This is a genomic window from Planosporangium flavigriseum (assembly GCF_011947225.1).
GTDB classification, from domain to species: Bacteria; Actinomycetota; Actinomycetes; order Mycobacteriales; family Micromonosporaceae; genus Planosporangium; species Planosporangium flavigriseum.
Map to the genome: position 1 here is coordinate 84,603 of NZ_JAATVW010000005.1, position 19,633 is coordinate 104,235.

At 71.0% G+C, this 19,633-nt stretch carries 19 protein-coding genes and 1 pseudogene; 15 read left to right on the forward strand and 5 right to left on the reverse strand.

Translation table 11 applies throughout. From position 1 onward, the window contains the following. Positions 1-59: 59 nt before the first annotated feature. The 3 genes from moeZ to HC028_RS09405 all read left to right on the forward strand — a co-directional run bounded on the left by moeZ (position 60) and on the right by HC028_RS09405 (position 2,608). On the forward strand, positions 60-1,238 hold the full coding sequence (gene moeZ / locus HC028_RS09395; RefSeq protein WP_168075344.1) for an adenylyltransferase/sulfurtransferase MoeZ: 1,179 nt from the start codon (positions 60-62) through the stop codon (positions 1,236-1,238). Between the two features lie 302 nt (positions 1,239-1,540). After that, positions 1,541-2,380 (forward strand): helix-turn-helix domain-containing protein, encoded by an 840-nt coding sequence (locus tag HC028_RS09400; protein WP_168075346.1) that lies wholly within the window; start codon positions 1,541-1,543, stop codon positions 2,378-2,380. 12 nt (positions 2,381-2,392) lie between these two features. Beyond that, complete coding sequence (locus HC028_RS09405; RefSeq protein ID WP_168075348.1) at positions 2,393-2,608, forward strand: DUF397 domain-containing protein; 216 nt, start codon at positions 2,393-2,395, stop codon at positions 2,606-2,608. On the opposite strand, the gene HC028_RS09410 is transcribed toward HC028_RS09405, so the two are convergent. Next, a complete protein-coding gene (locus tag HC028_RS09410; RefSeq protein ID WP_205861255.1) occupies positions 2,596-3,849 on the reverse strand; it encodes a glutamate-5-semialdehyde dehydrogenase in 1,254 nt (417 codons plus the stop codon). The two genes, HC028_RS09405 and HC028_RS09410, sit on opposite strands and share 13 nt — an antisense overlap. 31 nt (positions 3,850-3,880) lie before the next feature. Then, positions 3,881-4,981 carry a glutamate 5-kinase gene (proB, locus tag HC028_RS09415; protein WP_203981325.1) on the reverse strand — a complete coding sequence of 367 codons (1,101 nt, stop codon included), beginning with the start codon at positions 4,979-4,981 and terminating at the stop codon, positions 3,881-3,883. Positions 4,982-5,103: 122 nt separating this feature from the next. Here proB and HC028_RS09420 point away from each other — a divergent pair, with 122 nt between their 5' ends. Beyond that, positions 5,104-5,367, forward strand: coding sequence for an MGMT family protein (locus tag HC028_RS09420; RefSeq protein WP_239075482.1), 264 nt, complete (start codon positions 5,104-5,106; stop codon positions 5,365-5,367). A 36-nt stretch (positions 5,368-5,403) separates the two neighbouring features. Here the strand turns inward: HC028_RS09420 and HC028_RS09425 are convergent, their stop codons facing one another. After that, on the reverse strand, positions 5,404-6,813 hold the full coding sequence (locus tag HC028_RS09425; RefSeq protein WP_239075470.1) for a gamma-glutamyltransferase: 1,410 nt from the start codon (positions 6,811-6,813) through the stop codon (positions 5,404-5,406). A 177-nt stretch (positions 6,814-6,990) separates the two neighbouring features. On the opposite strand from HC028_RS09425, the gene HC028_RS09430 reads away from it, so the two are divergent. From HC028_RS09430 to nuoH, 3 genes and pseudogenes are all read left to right on the forward strand, one after another. Continuing rightward, positions 6,991-7,545 carry an NADH-quinone oxidoreductase subunit B gene (locus tag HC028_RS09430; protein WP_168075919.1) on the forward strand — a complete coding sequence of 185 codons (555 nt, stop codon included), beginning with the start codon at positions 6,991-6,993 and terminating at the stop codon, positions 7,543-7,545. Positions 7,546-7,577: 32 nt separating this feature from the next. Continuing rightward, positions 7,578-8,162: pseudogene (locus HC028_RS09435) on the forward strand (NADH-quinone oxidoreductase subunit C); the annotation flags it as partial. 196 nt (positions 8,163-8,358) lie between these two features. Further along, positions 8,359-9,321, forward strand: coding sequence for an NADH-quinone oxidoreductase subunit NuoH (nuoH, locus tag HC028_RS09440; RefSeq protein ID WP_168075360.1), 963 nt, complete (start codon positions 8,359-8,361; stop codon positions 9,319-9,321). Positions 9,322-9,338: 17 nt separating this feature from the next. Here the strand turns inward: nuoH and HC028_RS09445 are convergent, their stop codons facing one another. Continuing rightward, positions 9,339-9,893 (reverse strand): Uma2 family endonuclease, encoded by a 555-nt coding sequence (locus HC028_RS09445; RefSeq protein ID WP_168075362.1) that lies wholly within the window; start codon positions 9,891-9,893, stop codon positions 9,339-9,341. Between the two features lie 152 nt (positions 9,894-10,045). On the opposite strand from HC028_RS09445, the gene HC028_RS09450 reads away from it, so the two are divergent. The 8 genes from HC028_RS09450 to HC028_RS09485 all read left to right on the forward strand — a co-directional run bounded on the left by HC028_RS09450 (position 10,046) and on the right by HC028_RS09485 (position 18,911). Further along, on the forward strand, positions 10,046-10,591 hold the full coding sequence (locus tag HC028_RS09450) for a NuoI/complex I 23 kDa subunit family protein (RefSeq protein WP_239075469.1): 546 nt from the start codon (positions 10,046-10,048) through the stop codon (positions 10,589-10,591). A 79-nt stretch (positions 10,592-10,670) separates the two neighbouring features. Then, the gene (locus HC028_RS09455; protein WP_373313927.1) at positions 10,671-11,222 is read left to right on the forward strand and encodes an NADH-quinone oxidoreductase subunit J family protein; all 552 of its coding nucleotides are present in this window, start codon (positions 10,671-10,673) and stop codon (positions 11,220-11,222) included. Further along, positions 11,223-11,606: an NADH-quinone oxidoreductase subunit NuoK gene (nuoK, locus tag HC028_RS09460; RefSeq protein WP_168075366.1), complete on the forward strand. Its 384-nt coding sequence runs from the start codon at positions 11,223-11,225 to the stop codon at positions 11,604-11,606. Next, on the forward strand, positions 11,603-13,468 hold the full coding sequence (locus HC028_RS09465) for an NADH-quinone oxidoreductase subunit 5 family protein (protein ID WP_168075368.1): 1,866 nt from the start codon (positions 11,603-11,605) through the stop codon (positions 13,466-13,468). Before nuoK ends, HC028_RS09465 begins: the two co-directional genes overlap by 4 nt. Beyond that, entirely contained in the window at positions 13,465-14,952 is a 1,488-nt protein-coding gene (locus tag HC028_RS09470; protein ID WP_168075370.1) for a complex I subunit 4 family protein, read from the forward strand. The genes HC028_RS09465 and HC028_RS09470 overlap by 4 nt, the downstream gene beginning before the upstream one ends. Beyond that, positions 14,949-16,439 (forward strand): NADH-quinone oxidoreductase subunit N, encoded by a 1,491-nt coding sequence (locus tag HC028_RS09475; RefSeq protein WP_168075372.1) that lies wholly within the window; start codon positions 14,949-14,951, stop codon positions 16,437-16,439. Before HC028_RS09470 ends, HC028_RS09475 begins: the two co-directional genes overlap by 4 nt. A 103-nt stretch (positions 16,440-16,542) precedes the next feature. Then, a complete protein-coding gene (gene htpX / locus HC028_RS09480; RefSeq protein ID WP_203981324.1) occupies positions 16,543-17,430 on the forward strand; it encodes a zinc metalloprotease HtpX in 888 nt (295 codons plus the stop codon). Between the two features lie 188 nt (positions 17,431-17,618). Further along, positions 17,619-18,911 (forward strand): MFS transporter, encoded by a 1,293-nt coding sequence (locus HC028_RS09485; protein ID WP_168075374.1) that lies wholly within the window; start codon positions 17,619-17,621, stop codon positions 18,909-18,911. A 99-nt stretch (positions 18,912-19,010) separates the two neighbouring features. On the opposite strand, the gene HC028_RS09490 is transcribed toward HC028_RS09485, so the two are convergent. Further along, the gene (locus HC028_RS09490) at positions 19,011-19,505 is read right to left on the reverse strand and encodes a YajQ family cyclic di-GMP-binding protein (protein WP_168075376.1); all 495 of its coding nucleotides are present in this window, start codon (positions 19,503-19,505) and stop codon (positions 19,011-19,013) included. Positions 19,506-19,633: the final 128 nt, after the last annotated feature.

Below are 19,633 nucleotides of genomic sequence, written 5' to 3' on the forward strand. Positions count from 1 at the left end.
ACGTGATCTCGCGGCAGAATGGTTGACGGACAGGAGTCCATAGACGGAAAGGCACGCCCGTGTCACTGCCACCGCTCGTCGAGCCAGCTGCCGAGCTGACGATCGACGAAGTGCGGCGCTACTCGCGCCACCTGATCATTCCCGACGTGGGGATGGCCGGCCAGAAGCGGCTCAAGAACGCCAAGGTCCTGTGTGTCGGCGCCGGTGGCCTCGGCTCTCCCGCGCTGATGTACCTCGCCGCGGCTGGTGTCGGCACGTTGGGCATCGTCGAGTTCGACACCGTCGACGAGTCCAACCTTCAGCGGCAGATCATCCACGGCCAGTCCGACATCGGCCGGCCGAAGGCGGAGTCGGCGCGCGATTCCGTACGCGAGATCAACCCGTACGTGAACGTGATCGTCCACAACGAGGCGCTCAGCAACGACAACGTGCTGGAGATCTTCGCCCAGTATGACCTGATCGTCGACGGCACCGACAACTTCGCGACCCGGTACATGGTCAACGACGCGGCCGTGTTCCTGAAGAAGCCCTACGTCTGGGGCTCGATCTACCGCTTCGACGGTCAGGCCAGCGTGTTCTGGGCCGAGCACGGCCCCTGCTACCGCTGCCTCTACCCGGAGCCCCCGCCGCCCGGCATGGTGCCGTCCTGCGCCGAAGGTGGCGTGCTCGGCGTGCTGTGCGCGTCGATCGGCTCGATCCAGGTCAACGAGGCGATCAAGCTGCTCGCCGGCATCGGTGAGCCGCTGCTCGGTCGGCTGATGGTCTACGACGCCCTCGAGATGACCTACCGCTCGGTGCGCATCCGCAAGGACCCCAACTGCGCGGTCTGCGGCGAGAACCCGACCGTGACGGAACTGATCGACTACGAGGACTTCTGCGGCGGCATCTCCGACGAGGCGAGCGCGGCGACCCTCGGCTCGACGATCACGGCGCCCGAGTTGAAGGAGTGGATCGACTCCGGCAAGGCCATCCACCTGGTCGACGTCCGGGAGCCCGCCGAGTGGGAGATCGTGCGCATTCCGGGCGCGGTGCTCGTACCCAAGGGTGAGATCCTCAACGGCAGCGCGCTCGCCGACCTGCCCCAGGACAAGCAGATCGTCCTGTACTGCAAGGCCGGCACCCGCTCCGCCGAGGCGCTCGCCGCGGTGAAGGCGGCCGGGTTCAAGGATGCCGTACACGTGCAGGGCGGGGTCTCGTCCTGGGTGAAGACCGTCGACCCCTCGCTGCCTTCGTACTGATCGTTTTCGCAAAGCTTTCGACCGCCCCGCCGCCCGGTGGGGCGGTCGAACGCTATATGGAGTGCCGATTGGCGCACCTGGCAAGCCGGGACACCGCGTCCAGGAAGGCCTCGCAGGGCCAACGTCCACACCCGGCGGTACAGCGCCTGGGGAGGACCCGGATCGGTCGCCACCTGGTGTCACACCTCCGTCAAGCCTGGCGTGGGCGTACCGCAATCCTCTATGCCATTTTGGCAGCCTGCAATTTCCGAGTTCTTGCATCGTGATATGCGTCGATGCCATTTCTGGGGCAGACTGAGGTCATGTCCCGGTCAAGCCCTACTGTTCGGCGTCGACGTATCGCTGCCGAACTGAAACGACTGCGCGAGGAGCGCGGGTTGACCCTCGACCACGCGGCGAGGGAGTTGGGCCTTGCCCGGTCCACAATGTCCCGTATCGAGAACGCGCAGGTTTCGGTGCGTCCGGGTGACGTGCGGACGTTGTTGGAGCTGTACGGCGTGCACTCGGACGACGTGGCGGCCCTGGTGCAGGTCGCCCGGGATGCGCGCCAGCGTGGCTGGTGGCAGGCGTACTCGGACGTGCTGCCGTCCTGGTTCGAGGTGTACGTGGGCCTGGAGCACGCCGCTTCAGAGATCTCCACGTTCGAGGTGGCGCTCGTGCCGGGCCTGCTGCAGACGGCCGACTATGCCCGCGCCGTCATCTCCGCGGAGCTTCCCGACGCGTCGCGCACCGAGGTCGACCGCCGTACCGAACTGCGCATGAAGCGCCAGCGCGACGAGGCGCGGCCCGAACTGTCGGTCGTGCTCGACGAGGCCGTGATCCGGCGGGTCGTCGGCGGCCCCGCCACCATGCGCGCCCAGCTCGAACGCCTCGTCGCCGACGCCGAGGCGCCCGGGCTGACCCTGCAGATCGTGCCGTTCGGCGCCGGTGCGCACCCGTCGATGATCGGCTCATTCTCGATCCTGGTGTTCCCCGACGAGGTCGACCCGCCGGTCGTCTATCTGGAAAGCCGCGCCGGCAGCCTGTACGTCGAAGGTGACGGCGCACAGGCGTACGTGCGGATTTTCCGTACGGTCCAGGCTGCCGCCCTGTCCCATGAGGCGTCGGTCAATCTGATCCGCGAATCCGCGAAGACGATGTGAGGGGAGCGCCGGATGCCGACGCTCGACCCGACCCGCGCTACCTGGCGCAAGAGCAGCCGCAGCGGCGGGCAGGGCAACTGTGTGGAGGTCGCCGGCACCCCGACCGCCGTGGGGGTGCGCGACTCCAAGGACCCGTCAGGTCCGGTTCTGGTCTTCACCCCGGCGGCCTGGCGGGCATTCCTGAACGAGGTGAAGTCCGGCGACCTCGCTCGCGCTCAGCGGACCTGACCGGTGCCCGTTACGACGTACTTCGTCGACGTCAACTCCGGCAGGCCCATGGGTCCCCGGGCGTGCAGCTTCTGCGTCGAGATGCCGATCTCGGCGCCGAAGCCGAACTCCTCGCCGTCGGTGAACCGGGTCGATGCGTTCACCATGACCGCTGCCGCGTCCACCCGCGCGGTGAATTCGCGCGCCGCGTCGAGGGATCCGGTCACGATCGCCTCGGTGTGCCCGGAGCCGAACCGCGCGATGTGCGCGACCGCCTCGTCCAGCGAGCCGACCACCGCCGCCGACAGGTCCAGCGAGAGGTACTCGGCGCCGAAGTCGTCGTCGGTCGCCTCGAAGACGTCGACCCCCCGGCGGTGACCCGCCTCCACCACGTCGACGTCGCCGTGCACGGTCACCCCGGCGTCGCGCAGCGCCGGCAGCGCACGAGCCAGGAACGGCTCGGCGATCGCCCGGTGCACCAGCAGCGACTCGGCCGCGTTGCACACCGACGGGCGGGAGGTCTTCGCGTTGAGCAGGATCTCCAGCGCCATGTCGAGGTCGGCGGCCGCGTCCACGTACACGTGGCAGTTGCCGACCCCGGTCTCGATGACCGGCACGGTCGACTCCTCGACCACCGACCGGATCAGCGACGCGCCGCCCCGTGGGATGAGGACGTCGACCAGGCCCCGGGCGCGCATGAGCTGTTTGACCGTCTCGCGACTGGACGCGTCGACCAGCTGCACGGCGTCCTCGGGAAGGCCGGCGGTCTGTAGCGCGTCGCGCAGGACGGCCACGATCGCCGCGTTGGAGTGGGCCGCGGAGGAGGAGCCACGCAGCAGCACCGCGTTGCCGGCCTTCAGACACAGGCCGGCCGCGTCGGCGGTGACGTTGGGGCGGGCCTCGTAGACGATGCCGAGCACGCCGAGCGGCACCCGTACCTGCCGCAGTTCGAGACCGTTGGGGAGCGTCGAGCCGCGTATGACCTCGCCGACCGGGTCGGGCAGGCCGGCGACCTGGTGCAGGCCGGAGGCCATGCCCTCCAGGCGGTAGTCGTTGAGGGCGAGGCGGTCGAGCAGCGCCGGGGTCAGGCCGGCGGCGCGGCCAGCCTCGACGTCCGCTTCGTTCGCGGCCAAGATCTCGGGCGTACGCCGGACCAGCGCGTCGGCCATCGTCCGCAGCGCGGCGTCCTTGGCGGCGCGGGTGGCAGTGGCGAGCACTCCGGCCGCGGCCTTCGCCCGTCGTCCCTGCTCCTGCACGGACATGTATCGCTCCTCGTTCACAGAAGTGCAAACCTCACAGCAGTACGAGGTCGTCGCGGTGGACGACCTCTCGTTCGTATCCCGGACCCAGCTCCGCCGCCAACTCCGGGGTGGAGCGGCCGAGCAGGCCGGGCAGTTCGGTGGCGTCGTAGTTGACCAGCCCGCGGGCCACCGGCCGGCCGCCGGCGTCGACCAGGTCGACCGGGTCCCCCGCGGCGAACCGCCCGTCGACGGCCGTGATGCCGGCCGGCAGCAGGGAGGCCCGGCGGTCGACCACCGCCCGTACCGCACCCGGGTCCAGGTGCAGCCTGCCCCGCGGGCTCGTGGCGTGGGCCAGCCAGAAGAGGCGCGCCGTCGGTCGGTGCCCGACCTGGTGGAAGAGCGTGCCCACCTCCTCGCCGGACAGGGCCGCGGCCGCGAGCGGCGCGGAGGTCAGGATGACCGGAATGCCGGAGTGGGTGGCGATGCGGGCCGCCTCGACCTTCGTCAGCATCCCACCGGTGCCCACGCCGGCGCGGCCGGCCTTGCCGATCGAGATGCCCGCCAGATCTTCGTCGTCACGGACCTCGGCGATGCGTCGGGTGCCGGGTTTCGCCGGGTCCCCGGTGTAGAGCGCATCCACGTCCGACAACAGTACGAGCAGGTCGGCGCGGACGAGGGCGGCCACCAGCGCGGCCAACCGGTCGTTGTCGCCGAACCGGATCTCCTCGGTGGCAACCGTGTCGTTCTCGTTGACGATCGGCATCGTGTTCAGGTCGAGGAGGCGTCGCAGCGTCCGGTACGCGTTGCGGTAGTGCACCCGCCGGGTCACGTCGTCGACCGTGAGCAGCACCTGCCCGACGGTCTTGGAGTGCCGCGCGAACGACTCGGTGTACGCCTGCATGAGCAGGCCCTGCCCGACGCTGGCCGCCGCCTGCTGCGTGGCCAGGTCGCGGGGGCGGCGCGGCAGCCCGAGCGGCGCGAGCCCGGCGGCGATCGCGCCGCTGGAGACCAGGACCGTCTCGGCGGGGTGGCCGGCGAGCGCGTCGACCAGGGCGTCGACGCGCTGCCGGTCGAGCCCACCGGTGGCCGTGGTCAGCGACGACGAGCCGACCTTGACCACGATCCGACTTGCAGCGGTGACCTGTACGCGCACGGAGCCCATTGTTGCTCTTGGCTCGTTTCGATCCGCGCCGGGATCCCATATCGTGGCCGGCCGTGGACGACTACGTCGAGGATGTCCTTGTCCTGGTGGAGCGCATCCCGCCCGGACGGGTGATGTCCTATGGGGCGATCGCCGAGTGGTTGGGCCGGGGAGGACCACGTCAGGTGGGTGCCGTGCTGGCCCGCTACGGCGGTCCGGTGCCCTGGCACCGCGTGGTCGCGGCGAACGGCCGGCTGGTGCCGGGCCACGAGGCCGAGTCGCTGCGACGATACGCGGCGGAGGGTACCCCGATGCGCGGCGACCGCGTCGACATGCGCCTGGCGGCCTGGGTTCCTCCGCACTCTCCGCCGGATCTTGGAAGGTTCGACATCCAATAGCGTGTCAAATCTTCCAAGATTGACGAGGAGTGGCCGTCAAGCCAGGCGGCCCATTCCGCCGCGGCGGGGATCGCCCGCGGCGCCGGCGTGGCCGACCGCGCTCGCGCCGCCGAAGTAGTGATCCATGCGCTCCCACCAGCGCAGTTGGTACCCGGCAGCGGCGAGCGCGGCGACCTCGTCGGTCGGGTAGCCGGGCTCGAGATGGGCCACCGGCGGCCCGCCGTCCGGGTCGGCGACCACGTGGAACCGTGGCTGTTTGATCGCTGCCGTCATGTCGGAGTTCTTGACCAGTACGTTGACGAGCGTGTGTACGAGGGCCGTGCGGATGCGCGACGCCCCGGCTGAGCCGGCGGCGATCAGCAGTTCCCCGTCGTCGTCGATCACGACCAGGGGGCACATCATTGACGGCATGCGCTCGCCGGGCGCCAGCTCCGAGGTCATCAACTCGCCTTCGCCGAGCATCGAGTTGAGGTGCACACCCAGGCCCGGCAGCCAGACGCCGGAGCCGAGGCCGAGTGTCATGGTGATCACACAGGCGTTGCCGTCGAAGTCGACCACCGAGATGTTGGTGGTGTCACCCACCCGCTGCCGGCCGTGGTTGAGCAGCGCGTCGGCGAGCGCGAGGGCCCGCTCGGGGGCCGAGGCGGCGGCCAGGTCGTTCGGCAGCGTGGCGATCGTGGGGATGGTGTTGTTGAGGTCCCGGCGGCCGAACACGCCGGCCCCCGCCAGCGGTGCGTGTTCCACGGGAAGTTCGAGGACCCGGTACGCGGCCAGATCGGCCGGGCCGATCGCGCCACCGCCGGTGCGGACGGTCTTGACGAGTTGCTCGCCGATCCAGCCGGTGTAGTAGACGTCCGGCCCGTCCGCGCCGAGCGCGGCCAGCGCGACGTCGAGGCCGGGGTGGAAGAGCAGGTCTCCGCCCTCGAGGAGCTTGCCGCCGGGGGAGTACACGTCCGCGCCGAAGCCGGGGACCATCGCGGGCGCGATCGTGATCAAGGTACGGGCCTGAGCGGCGGGCAGCACGACGCCGCTGCGGGCGAGGTTGACCGCCGGAGCGACGATCCGGTGCCAGGGCAGCCGGCCCCAGCGGCGGTGCACCTCGCCCATGCCGGCCGGCAGTCCGGGGACCGCGACGGTCGCCGCACCGATCGAGTAGCTCATCGGGACGCCGCCGAACACCACCTCGATCGGTGCCATTAGCCCCGGCGAGACGTCGCCGTCGAGGCCGGGCACCGCACAGAAGAAGTCCAGGCAGGTCACGGCACCGGAGGCGGCGTCGTAGTAGGTCGCGAAGCCGCCGCCGCTGATGCCGGTGAGCAGGGTCTCGGCGACACAGCCGGCCAGCGCCGCCGCGACCGCGGCGTCGGCTGCGGACCCGCCCGCGTGCAGTACGCGCAGGCCGACCTCGGCGGTAGCCGGGTGACCGGCCGCGACACCGGCGGGCACGGGCCTCGCCTCCTTTCGGGCAAGGTGGGGTGCCAGTGCACTAGTGCTCACGGCGGGCAGCGTAAAACCATCCCACGGCGATTCGGGAGGGGTTGACCACAAAGCTGGGATGGTGAGGCAACCGGCCGTGACCATTCGGGCAGTGCCGGCCGTGATTAACTGGGCCTTGTGACCGCATTGCCTGGTGTTCTCGGAGAGCCGATCCGGTTCGTGCTCAACTGGGGCCGCCGATACTCGCTGTGGGTCTTCAACTTCGGGTTGGCCTGCTGCGCGATCGAATTCATCGCCACCTCGATGGGGCGCCACGACTTCATGCGCCTCGGCGTCATCCCGTTCGCCCACGGGCCGCGCCAGGCCGACCTCATGGTGGTCTCCGGCACCGTCACCGACAAGATGGCACCGGCGATCAAGCGGCTCTACGACCAGATGCCCGAGCCGAAGTACGTGATCAGCTTCGGCGCGTGCAGCAACTGCGGCGGCCCGTACTGGGACTCGTACTCGGTGACCAAGGGCGTCGACCAGCTCATCCCGGTCGACGTCTACGTGCCCGGCTGCCCGCCGCGCCCTGAGGCGCTGCTGCACGGCATCCTCCGCCTACAGGAGAAGATCGCCGGTGAGCAGGCCGGCGTCGGCGGGGTGGCCCGCCCGGACCTGGGCGTGGCCGCCGAGCGCCGGGCCCAGCGCGACGTGGCGGCGCTGTCCGCCCCGCCGGTACGCCCACCGCAGCCGTGAGTGACGATCGAGGCTGCCCATAGGATCGGCTCATGACGCCGGAAGAAGTGGGCGCCCGGCTCGCGGGGCTGCTGGGGGGAGACGATGCTCCATCCCCTGCCGTCTCGCTCTCGGGCGGAAACGGGTGGGCGCGGGCCACGGTCGACGTGGCACCCGCCCGTTGGCGCGACGCCCTGCGCGCGGCCCGTGACGATGCCGAGCTGCGCTGCGACTTCTTCGACTGGCTGTCGGCCGTCGACGAGCTGGACGAGGGCTTCCGGCTGGTGGCTCACCTCTGGTCGACCACGCTGCGGCACGGCGTACTGGTGCGGGCGATGATCGGCCGTGACGCGCCGGCGATCGAATCGGTGGTGGACCTCTACCCGGGAGCGGCCTGGCACGAGCGGGAGACCCGCGAGATGTTCGGCATCGACTTCCCGGGTAACCCGAACCTCGCGCCGCTGCTGCTGCCGCCGGAGTTCGAGGGCCACCCGCTGCGCAAGGAGTTCGTGCTGGCCACGCGGGTCGCGAAGCCCTGGCCGGGCGCGAAGGAGCCGGGTGAGAGCCACGACACCACCGCCGCCAAGCGTCAGCCGATGCGGCCGATGGGCGTACCCGATCCCAACGAGTGGGGGCCACAGGCGGGCCAGCTACCGCCGGCCCGACCAGCCCGGGCTGTCCGAGAACGGCCGACGCGCCGGCCTGCCGCCGAGCCGTCCGGGCCTGCCGCCGAGCCGTCCGGGCCTGCCGCCGAGCCGTCCGGGCCTGCCGCTGGGTCGCCGGGGCCGGCCACCGAGCGCGGCGACCGCACCGCCGACGACGGGGAGGCCTGACATGCCGGTGTGGGCGGAGCTGCTGATCCGCGTGGTCGCGGTGCTCGTCGCGTTCCTCACCCTGCCGCTGATCATCGGGCAGGCCGAGCACAAGGTGATGGCGCACATGCAGGGCCGGCTCGGCCCGATGTACGCCGGTGCCTTCCACGGCTGGGCCCAGCTCGTCGCGGACGGGATCAAGTTCGTGCAGAAGGAGGACGTCACGCCCCGCGAGGCGGACCGGGCGGTGTTCCGGCTGGCTCCGATCGTGTCGCTGCTGCCGTACCTCCTGGTGCTTCTGGTCATCCCGCTCGGACCGCACGGCCTCGTGGCCCAGCCGCTGGACATCGGGCTGTTCTTCGTCCTGGCGGTCGTCGGCATCGGCGTCGTCTCGGTGCTGATGGCCGCGTGGTCATCGGCCAACAAGTACGCACTGCTGGGTGGGTTACGCGCGGCGGCGCAGCTCCTCGGGTACGAGCTGCCGTTCGTCCTCGCGGCGGCGTCGGTGGCGATGGCCGCCGGTAGTCTGAGTTTGTCCGAAATTGTCCGAGCTTGGCAGCCGTGGTGGCTGTTGTGGCAGCTCCCGGCCATGCTGATCTTCTTCACTGCCGGGTTGGCGGAGATCCGCCGGCCGCCGTTCGACATGCCGATCGCCGAATCGGAACTGGTCTTCGGGTACATGACCGAGTACACCGGGCTGCGCTTCGCGTTCTTTCTGCTCGCCGAGTACGTCGGGATTCTGGTCATCGCCGCGCTGACCACCGTGCTGTTCCTCGGTGGCTGGCGGGGCCCGTTCGACGATGCCCACCTCGGCTGGCTGTGGACGCTGCTGAAGATCTTCGCCGTCGCCTTCGTGATCATCTGGATCCGGGTCTCGTACCCGCGGCTGCGCGAAGACCAGCTCCAGCGGCTCTGCTGGCTGGTGCTCGTACCGCTGGCGCTGGCGCAGCTACTGCTGACCGCCGCGGTCAAGCTCGCGCTCTGAGGGGCACGGTCTGACCGTCAGGGGGTTATCTCCCGGATCGGAATCCTGATCGGCCACGGTACGGGGATGTCGATGGTGTTCCGGAACTCCCCGGTCTGCCGGTAGACCTCCTCGACCAGGTCGAGCCGGTAGGTGGAGACTTCGATGCCGCCGTCGGTCTCGACGCGCCAGAAGTACGGGATGCCCGCGGCCGCGTACAGAGCCGGTTTGGTGATGCGATCCATCAGCAGTGACGTCGGCGCGACGATCTCGATGGCGATCAGGACCTCCCGGGGCGCCAGCCACTCCCGGCTGCTGCCACCGATGATCACCACCAGGTCCGGAGTGAAGCAGCGCCGTTCGTTGAAGCGGACCGCCACGCCCTGGCGTACCGCGTGCCCCGGCGGGCAGAGCGGGCTGATCTTCGCGGCGAGCAGCGCCGCGACGGCCTCGTGCCGTGGCCCCGGGGGAGGCCCGACCAGCATCACACCGTCGATCAACTCCCGCCGGTGCCCGTAGCCGGGCAGCCGGTCGAGATCGCTGACGGTCCACCCGTCGTGGGGTGGATCGGCCCAGTCGGACGGTGAGGTCATCAGTCAGGCAGGCTACTCCGGGACGGGCCGGCGACGGGAGCGACTCGCATCCGCCCACCTCGACCAGGCAGGATGGGTGGTATGAGCGAGCGAATCGGCTGGCACAGTGCCGTGGTGTCGCATGCCGGCGCCGAGCGGAGCGAGGCGGCGGCGTGAGCGCGATACCAGGAAGCGGGCTGGCCAAGGGGCTGGCGGTCACGTTGAAGACGATGACCAAGCGGGCACACACCCACCAGTACCCGGATGTGGAGCCCGATCTACCGCCGCGCTCCCGTGGTGTCATCGCGCTCCTGGAGGAGAACTGCACCGTCTGCATGTTGTGTGCCCGGGAGTGCCCGGACTGGTGCATCTACATCGACTCCCACAAGGAGGAGGTCATCGTCCCGGGTGCGGCCCGGCCGCGCCAGCGGAACGTGCTGGACCGGTTCGCGATCGACTTCTCGTTGTGCATGTACTGCGGAATCTGCATCGAGGCCTGCCCGTTCGACGCGCTGTACTGGTCCCCGGAGTTCGAGTACGCCGAGTACGACATCCGCGACCTGCTGCACGAGAAGGAGCGGCTGGGCGAGTGGGTGGCCACCGTCCCCGCCCCGCCCGCGCACGATCCCAACGGTGAGCCGGCCAAGGAGGAGACCTCCGCGGCGAAGAAGGCCGCAGCAGCGTCGCCCCCGCCCGCGTCGCCCCCGCCCACGGGATGATCATGGCCACAGCGGCAACGAACTAGAGATCACCGCACAACGGCCGCTCACCGATTGATGGCAGGATGTCGCCATGGGTATCGAGCCCGTGGACGTACTCCTGGCCGGGCTGGGCGCGATCGCGCTCGGCGCCGGCGTTCTGGTCGTCTCTACCCGCCACATCGTCCGAGCCGGTCTGTGGCTGGTCGTGACGCTCGGCGCGACGGCCGGGCTCTACCTCGTCCTCACCGCTGAACTGGTCGCCTGGGTCCAGGTGCTGCTCTACGTCGGCGCGGTCGTGGTGCTGCTGCTGTTCGCGGTGATGCTCACCCGGGCCCCGATCGGCGCCAGCGACGACCTGGACCGGCCCCGCTGGGCCGGCCTGCTCATCGGCGGCGGTGCGGGGCTGGGGCTGGCCGCGCTCCTGGTCGACGCGTACCGGTGGAGCCGGGTGGAGTCGCCGAGAACGGGTACGGGCGCCGAGCAGATCGGCGCGGAGGTGTTCCGGACCTGGGTGCTGCCGTTCGAGGTGCTGTCCGTGCTGTTGCTCGCGGCCTTGATCGGCGCGATTGTCATATCCCGCCCGGATATTGGATCCCGCCCCGACAACCGCTCCGAGATCGGCCGGCAGGAGAGCCGGCGGGAGAGCTGAATGCATCCGGTCATTCCGTACGTCGTCGCCGCCGGCCTGTTCGGCCTGGGCTGCTACGGCGTGCTCGTACGCCGAAACGCCGTCCTGCTGCTGATGGCCGTCGAGCTGATGCTCAACGCTGTCAACCTGGTCTTCGTCACTGCCGACACGACCGTCCGCGCGGCCTTACCCCACAGCGGGCAGGTCTTCGCGCTGTTCGTCATCGTGCTGGCCGCCGCCGAGGTCGGGGTCGGGCTGGCGATCGTCCTCCAGCTGTACCGCCTGCGCCGAAGCGTCGTCGTCGACGAGGTGCTGCTCGACGAGAAAATTGACGACGTCGCTGGTCTCGACAACGACGAGACCGCCCGGCACGCCGCACCCGGTCCCACCGGGGCCGCCCGATGAGCGCCGCCACCCTGACGGCCGCGGGTGCGCTGCTGCCGGCCGTACCGTTCCTCGTCGCCCTCATGGGATTGCTGCTGCCCCGGGCCCCGCGCCCGGTAGCCGCGGCGCTCGGGATCGGCGGCGCCGCGGTCGCGCTCGCCGTCGCGGTCGTCCTGGCGGCCAACGTCAACGGACCGGTGGAAGCGTCCCGGCGCTGGGCGGATTTCGGCGACATAAGCGTCACCATCGGCGTCCGGCTCGATCCGGTCGCCGTGCTCGTCGCGGTGGCAGTCGCCGCCGTGGCCCTCGCCGTGCAGGTGTACTCGACGGCCTACCTCAAAGACGACGACCGGTACGGCCCGTACGCCGCCCAGGTCAGCCTGTTCACCGCCGCGATGCTGCTGGTCGTCGTCGCCGGTGACCTGATCGAGCTGCTGGTCGGCTGGGAGGTCATGGGCATCTGCTCGTACCTGCTGATCGGCCACGACCGGCGGCTGCCCGAGGCGCCCCGGGCGGCGGTGAAAGCGTTCCTGGTGACCCGGGTCGGCGACGTCGGCTTCCTGCTCGGCATCGCGCTGCTCGGCGTGAAGCTCGGCACGTTCCGGATCACCGACGTCCTCGCCAACGCGCACAAGCTGTCCAGCGGCGAGATCACCGTGATCACGCTGCTGCTGCTCGCCGGGGTTGCCGGCAAGAGCGCGCAGTTCCCGCTGCACACGTGGCTACCCGACGCGATGGCCGGCCCCACCCCGATCTCGGCCCTGATCCACGCGGCCACGATGGTTGCCGCCGGTGTGTACGTCGTGGCCCGGCTGTTCCCGCTCTTCCACCGCGCCCCGGCCACGCTCGCCACGCTCGCCGTAGTCGCGTCGATCACGATGCTGCTCGGTGCTCTGGCCGCCTGCGCGCAGGGCGACATCAAACGGGTCCTGGCCTGGTCGACGGTCAGCCAGATCGGGTACATGACCGGCGCGCTCGCGGTCGGCGCGCCGCCCGCAGCCCTGTTCCACCTGCTCACTCACGCCGCGTTCAAGGCGCTGCTGTTCCTCACGGCCGGCGCGATCATCCACGCGGTCGGCACCAACCTGATGGCGGCGATGGGCGGGCTGCGCCGGAGCATGCCGGTCACCTTCTGGTCCATGACGATCGGCCTGGCCGCGCTGGTCGGGGTGCCGCCGCTGGGGGGGTTCTGGAGCAAGGATGAGATCATCTCGGTCGCGTGGGCGGGCCGGCTGGACGGCCCGGCGCCGACCTGGGCGGCGTGGCTCGTCTGGGTGTCCGCGATCGGAACCGTCGCGGTCACCGCCTGGTACGCCACCCGGCTGTGGCTGCGCACGTTCTTCGGCGCGCCGCGGGGCCTCGCGGACGCGCACCCGCACGAGCCGCCGGCGGCGATGACCGTACCCGTCCTGCTCCTCGCGGTGCCCAGCGCGCTGCTCGGCTTCGCCGGCCTGGCGCCCGGCTTCATGCGCCGCCTGGGTTTCGCGGGGCCGGTGCACCTGACCGGGGCGCTGTTCGTACCGCTGGCCTTCGTCGCGGTCGGCATCGTGGCCGCCTGGCTGATGTGGCGGCGCGACCCGGCCGCCGACCCGGCCCGCGTCCTCGGCCCCGCGCGGCCGGTGCTGGCCGAGGCGTTCTACCTCGACGCCGTGCAGGAGGCCCTCGTCGTCCGGCCGATGGCCGCGCTCGCTCGGGCGGTACGCCGCACCGACGAGACGGTGGTGGACGGCGCGGTCGAGGCGACCGGGCGGGGCACGAGCGACCTCGGCGCGCTGCTCGGGCGCGCACACCGGGCCGCGCTGCCGCGGGCGGCCACCGCCGTGCTTGCCGGCGCGGTCCTGTTCGGCCTCGTCGCCGCGCTGATCTTTGGAGGTATGCGATGAGCGCGGGTCAGGGGCTGCTGGTGGCGACCCTCGTGTTCCCCGCGGCGGGGGTGGTGGCCGCGGCCGCCGCCCCCGCGCGGCTCGACCGGGTGGGGCGGCTGGCCGGCCTCGTCGCCGCCGCGGCGACGTTCGTCGCGAGCCTTCTGCTGCTGCCGCACGGCGAGCCCCGGGTACCCCAGGGCGCCCCGATCCGGCCCTGGCACGAGATAGACCTGCCCTGGGTGCCCGGTCTCGACCTGCGGTTCCACCTCGGCGTCGACGGTGTCTCGTACCCGTTGGTCGTGCTGACGGCGCTGCTCACGTTGCTGTGCTGCGGGTACACGCTGTGGCGGGTGCCGGAGCCGGGGCACGGCCGGCTGCTGGTCGCCCTGCTGCTCGCGATCGAAGTGGGCATCCTCGGCGTCTTCGTGTCTCTCGACCTCGTGCTCTTCTTCGTCTTCTTCGAGATCGTGCTGCTGCCGATGTACGCCGTGATCGCGATCTGGGGCGGCGAGCGCCGGCGACCCGCGGCCCGCAAGTTCGTGCTGTACACGCTCTTCGGCTCGGTACTGCTGCTGGTCGGCGTGTTCGTCGTCGTCTCGAAAGCCGGCACCGCCGACCTGATCCGCCTGACCGGCGGTGGCGGGCTGGCGCGCGGTACCCAGCTGCTCGCGTTCACCCTGCTGGCGCTCGCGTTCGCGGTGAAGAGCCCGCTGTGGCCGCTGCACACCTGGCTGCCCGACGCGCACACCGAGGCGCCGACGGTCGGCTCGGTGATCCTGGCCGGGGTACTGCTGAAGATGGGCACGTACGGCCTGCTGCGCGTTGGGGTCGGCGTGGCGCCGGAGGGGGCCCGCTGGGCTGCGCCGGTGCTCGGGGCGCTCGCCGTCGCCGCGATCGTCATCGCCGGACTGGTCTGCCTCGCTCAGGTCGAGTTGAAGCGGCTCATCGCGTACTCGTCGGTCGGTCATATGGGTTTCGTGCTGCTGGGCATTGCGACGCTGACGGCGACCGGCACGCAGGCCGCCCTCATCGGCAACGTCGCGCACGGCGTGATCACCGGCCTGCTGTTCTTCCTCGCCGGGGCGATCAAGGACCGCGCGCACACCGGCCGTCTCATGGAGTTGGGCGGCCTGCGTGAGACCGCGCCCGGCCTGGCCGGCCTGCTCGGGTACGCCGCGATCGCCTCCCTCGGACTGCCCGGCCTCGCCGGCTTCTGGGGTGAGGCGTTCGCCGTGGTGGCCGCTGTGCAGCGCGGCTGGATGGCGCTCGCGGTGGTGGCCGCGGCCGGGGCGGCGCTGGCCGCGGCGTACTTCCTGCGGCTGTTGCGTCAGGTCACGCACGGCCCGGCGGTCGGGAAGCTCAGCCGCCCCGGCCTCTCGCGGGCCGAACTGCTGTCGTGGGGGCCGCTGGTGGTGCTCGCCCTCGCGTTGGGGCTGGTACCGGCGGTCGTGTTGAACCTGTCGGCCGACGCGGCCCGGGCGCTGGCGGAGGTGGTCCGGTGAAAATTGACCAGTTTGCGCTGTTGCCGGCGTACGCCGCCGCGCTCACCGCGATCGTGGCGCTGGTGGTCGACCTCGTCGCGCCGGGGCGGCGCGGGCCGGTACTGGCCGTCTCGGCGCTCGGGTCGGCGGCGACCGCCGTAGCCGCCTGGGTCGTCGGCGCGGCCGGCCCGTCGCGCCAGACGTTCTGCTCGCCGGCCGGCTGCTCGTACGTCTTCGACCGCACTGCGGCCGTCGTCGCGGTGGTGTTCGCCCTACTGACGCTCGGAGCGCTCGCGTTCTCGACGCCGGCGCTGCGCGGCGGGATCCCGTCGGGGGAGTACTGCTTCCTGCTCGCTGCCTCACTGACCGGCGGCGTGGTCCTGGGCGCGGCCCGCGACCTCATCACGCTGGTGGTCGCGGTCGAGACGCTGACGCTGCCGCTGTACGCGCTGGTCGGGCTGCGCCGGCGGGTCATCGCCTCGGCCGAGGCTGCCGTCATCTTCTTCGTGGTGAGCGTCGTGTCCACCGCCGTCACCCTGCTCGGCGCGGCGCTGCTGTACGCGTCGACCGGCGCGGTCCATTTCCGTGCCCTGGCGGAAGCGTTGGCCGCGCGGGACCGCCTGGTGTCGCTGCCGCTGGTCACCGTCGGCGTCGTCCTCGTGCTCGTCGGGTTGGGCTTCAAGGTCGCCGCCGTGCCGCTGCACGCCTGGGCGCCGCCCACGTACGACGGTGCGCCGCTGCCGGTCACCGCGTACCTGTCCACCGCCTCCAAGCTGGGCGGGGTGGTGGCGATCCTGCTGGTCACCGTCCAGGCACTGCGGCCATGGCTGGACGTGACGGGTCCGTTGCTCGCCGTACTCGCGGCGGCGACGATGACCGTGGGCAACCTGGTCGCGCTGCGGCAGCGCCGGATGGTGCGACTGCTCGCCTGGTCCTCGGTCGCGCAGGCCGGCTACATCCTGGCGCCGCTGGGGGCGTTCGCGTTCGCGTCCGGGCGCTCGGACGCCGCGCTTCGCGTGCTGGTCGCCGCGTCGGTCGCGTACGCGATCTTCTTCGCGGTCCTGGAGTTGGCGGCGTTCGGCGCGGTGATCGCCCTGCGCGGTGACCGCGACGGCGGCGAGATCGCCGACTACCGGAGCGTCGGTCGCCGGGCGCCCTGGATCGCCGGCGCGCTCACCCTCGCGCTCGCCGGTCTGGCCGGCCTGCCGCCGGGGCTCGCCGGGCTGTTCGCGAAGGTCACCGTCGTGCGCGCGCTGCTCGCCGGTGGCGCCGCCTGGCTCGCCGTGGTCGTCGCGCTCAACGCGGTGATCGGGCTGGCGTACTACGTGCGGGTGGCCACGACGCTGTTCGTCCTCGCGCCCGCTGACGCCAACGGCGGGACGCAGTCGAGACCGCGACTGCCGTGGTCGGTGGCGGTCGGCCTCGCGGTGGTCACGCTCGTGGGCCTCGTGGTCGGGTTTGCGCCGCAGGTGGTGCTCGGCGCCGCCGACCTGGCCGCGGGCCGCTGACACCAAACCCGCACCGGCTCCCAGGTGATTCACAGCTGATGTGGGGAAGTAGATATCCAACCCGGGCGTTGAATCGGTCACCTTCCTTATCAAAGGAGTCACCGTGCGCCGGCATTACAACGGCCTCAAGACCGCGGCCCTCCTAGGGCTGCTCACCTCGCTGATCCTTGTCGTCGGGTACTGGTTCGGTGGCCGTGGCGGGCTCATGATCGCGCTCGTTATCTCGCTGGCCATGAACGCGTTCTCGTACTTCTTCTCCGACAAGCTCGCCCTGCGTGCCATGCACGCGCGCCCGGTGTCGGAGCGCGAAGCGCCGGAGTTGTACGCCATGGTCCGTGACCTGGCCACGAGCGCAGGCCAGCCGATGCCCCGGCTGTACGTGAGCCCGACCGCCCAGCCGAACGCGTTCGCCACCGGTCGCAACCCGCACAACGCCGCAGTCGCCGTCACCGAGGGCATCCTCGGCATGCTCACCCCGCGTGAGCTGCGCGGCGTCATCGGGCACGAGCTGTCCCACGTGTACAACCGGGACATTCTGATCGCCAGCGTCGCCGCCGCGCTCGCCGGGATCATCACCATGCTCGCCAACCTCGCCCTTTTCATCCCGCTGGGCCGTGATGAGGACGAGGAGGGGCCGGGCATCCTCGGGTACCTGTTCATGCTGATCCTGGGGCCGATCGCCGCGTCGATCATCCAGCTCGCGATCAGCCGCGCCCGGGAGTTCCAGGCCGACGCGTCGGGGGCCCGGCTCACCCAGGACCCGCTTGCGCTGGCCAGCGCGCTGCGCAAGATTCACCACGGTACGCAGGCCCTGCCGCTGCCGCCGGAGGGTCAGCTGACCAGCACGGCCCACCTGATGATCGACAACCCGTTCAAGGGCACGGGGTCGGCCATCGCGAAGCTCTTCTCCACCCACCCGCCGATGGAGCAGCGGATAGCCCGGCTGGAGGCGATGGCCGGCTCGACCGGTCCGATCCAGTACATGCGCTGATCCCCCTCTGCCTGCCCACTTCCTGAGGAGGGCGCCCCGCTCACGGCATAGACCGGAAGAGGGGCGCCCTCCTCAACAACAGGGGCGGTTTCCCGCGCCGCCCAGTGACGCCGCTCAAATTCGCTTTGGCGTACGCACGCCTGCCGTTAGGGTCGCTGGCGGGTTCTGCGCATTACACGGGAGGTTGGGTGGCCGCGTTTCGCCAGTATCTGGCGGTTTGGCGGCTGCCCGGAGCGCCCCTCCTGTTGATCGGCGGTGTGCTGTCCCGCCTCGGGATCGGCATGACCCCGCTCGCACTGCTGCTGCTCGTACACGCCGCGACCGGTCGGTACACCTCCGCGGCGATCGCCGGCAGCGCATACGCCCTCGCCGGCGCCGCGCTCAGCCCCGTCGCGGGACGCCTCGCCGACCGGGTCGGACCGGCGCCGGTGCTGATCGTCACCGCGATCGCCCACCCGCTCGCGCTGCTGGCCCTGCTCGGCACAGCGACCACCCACGCGCCGCTGTTCTGGATCGTCGTGGCCGCCGCTGCCGCCGGTGCCACATACCCGCCCATGACCGCCGCCATCCGGGACGCCTGGAACTCGCTCACCGACCCTCGCAGCGGCCGGTTCCACCTGCGCAACGCGGCGCTGGCGGCCGAGACCTCGTTGTTCGAGGTCGTTTTCGTACTGGGACCGCTGCTGGTCGCCGTCTTCGTGATGGTGTCCACCCCCGCCGCCGCGATCGTCGCCGCTGCAGCGGTCACGCTCATCGGCACGCTCGCCGTAGCGCGCGGTCCCGCCATGCGGGGATGGCAGCGCGAGCCGGGGCACGACCGTACGACCGGGCTGGGGCCGCTTCGGGTGCCTGGCTTCCCGTCGCTGCTGGCGTGCGTGTTCGGCCTGGGTATGGCGTTCGGCGCGGCCGGTGTCGTGGTGCCGGCGTACGCCACCGCCCACGCGGCGGTCAACGCCGCCAATGGATACGGGTCGGCGCACGCCGACACCCTCGGCGGGGTGCTGCTCGCCGTCTGGGGTGTGGGCAGCGCCCTCGGCGGCGTCTGGTTCGGCACCCGTCAGGTCTCCGCGGCTCTCAGCCGCCAGTTGGCTTGGCTGCTCGCCGCCGTGGCGGCGAGCCTGGCCGTGTACTCGGTCATGCCCACCCCGGTCTGGCTCGGCGTGGCGCTCGTCGTCGGCGGTGCGACCGTCGCGCCCGCGCTTACGGTCGAGAACTCGCTGGTCGGCAGGATCGTTCCGAACGGGATGATGAACGAGGCGTACACCTGGGTGGTGACCACCTCGGTGGCCGCGAGTTCGGTGGGCAGTTCGCTCAGCGGTGTGATCGTCGACCGGCCGGGCGGCGTGCCCTGGGCGTTCCTCCTGGCGTCCGCGGCGGTCGCGGGCAGCGCGGTCATCGCCGGCCGCCGGCGTGGCGCGCTCGGCCGGGCCGACGCCCACGCGGCGCTTCGGGTGGAGGACATTCTCACCAGGGCCGCCTAGGCACTGGCGTCGGCTCTCGAATCAGCGCCCGCTGCTTCTCATGATCGTGGAAACTTTTCCGGGTTCCGGCACGGAAAAGTTTCCACGATCATGGTTCACTCAGCGGTAGTTGGTGAACTGCAGGGCGATGCCGAAGTCCTCCTGCTTGAGCAGGGAGATCACGGCCTGCAGGTCGTCCTTCTTCTTGCCGGTCACCCGGAGCTGGTCGCCCTGGATCTGCGCCTGTACGCCCTTCGGGCCCTCGTCGCGGATCTTCTTGCTGATCGCCTTGGCCTTCTCCGACTCGATGCCCTGGACGATCTTGCACTCGATCCGGTACGCCTTGCCCGACTGCTTGGGTTCGCCGCAGTCGAGGGACTTGAGCGAGATGTTGCGCTTGACCAACTTCTCCTTGAAGACCTCCAGAGCCGCGCGGGCGCGCTCCTCGGTCTCGGCCTGCAACGTGACCGCGTTCTCGCCGGCCCACTTGATCTCGGCGCCCGTACCCCGGAAGTCGAACCGGGTACCAAGCTCCTTTTCGGCCTGGTTGAGCGCGTTGTCGACCTCCTGCCGGTCGACCTTGCTGACGATGTCGAACGAGGGTGCCGCAGCCATTGGTGCTCCTGTGTCAGGGTGCGTTCGGTGGTGTTGCCGTCCTCATTGTGGTCCGGTCTCAGCCTGCCCGATCGCGCAACGCCGCGCGGGGCTGGGGGTGGCACCTGTACGAGTTGAGCCCGTTCGGC

Bases quoted from the DNA above. Each gene is read 5' to 3' on its own strand.
- HC028_RS09400 (WP_168075346.1), top strand. From the start codon at position 1,541: ATGTCCCGGTCAAGCCCTACTGTTCGGCGTCGACGTATCGCTGCCGAA.
- HC028_RS09405 (WP_168075348.1), top strand. From the start codon at position 2,393: ATGCCGACGCTCGACCCGACCCGCGCTACCTGGCGCAAGAGCAGCCGC.
- HC028_RS09410 (WP_205861255.1), bottom strand. From the start codon at position 3,849: ATGTCCGTGCAGGAGCAGGGACGACGGGCGAAGGCCGCGGCCGGAGTG.
- HC028_RS09420 (WP_239075482.1), top strand. From the start codon at position 5,104: ATGTCCTATGGGGCGATCGCCGAGTGGTTGGGCCGGGGAGGACCACGT.
- nuoH (WP_168075360.1), top strand. From the start codon at position 8,359: ATGCCGGTGTGGGCGGAGCTGCTGATCCGCGTGGTCGCGGTGCTCGTC.
- HC028_RS09445 (WP_168075362.1), bottom strand. From the start codon at position 9,893: ATGACCTCACCGTCCGACTGGGCCGATCCACCCCACGACGGGTGGACC.
- nuoK (WP_168075366.1), top strand. From the start codon at position 11,223: ATGCATCCGGTCATTCCGTACGTCGTCGCCGCCGGCCTGTTCGGCCTG.
- HC028_RS09465 (WP_168075368.1), top strand. From the start codon at position 11,603: ATGAGCGCCGCCACCCTGACGGCCGCGGGTGCGCTGCTGCCGGCCGTA.
- HC028_RS09470 (WP_168075370.1), top strand. From the start codon at position 13,465: ATGAGCGCGGGTCAGGGGCTGCTGGTGGCGACCCTCGTGTTCCCCGCG.
- HC028_RS09490 (WP_168075376.1), bottom strand. From the start codon at position 19,505: ATGGCTGCGGCACCCTCGTTCGACATCGTCAGCAAGGTCGACCGGCAG.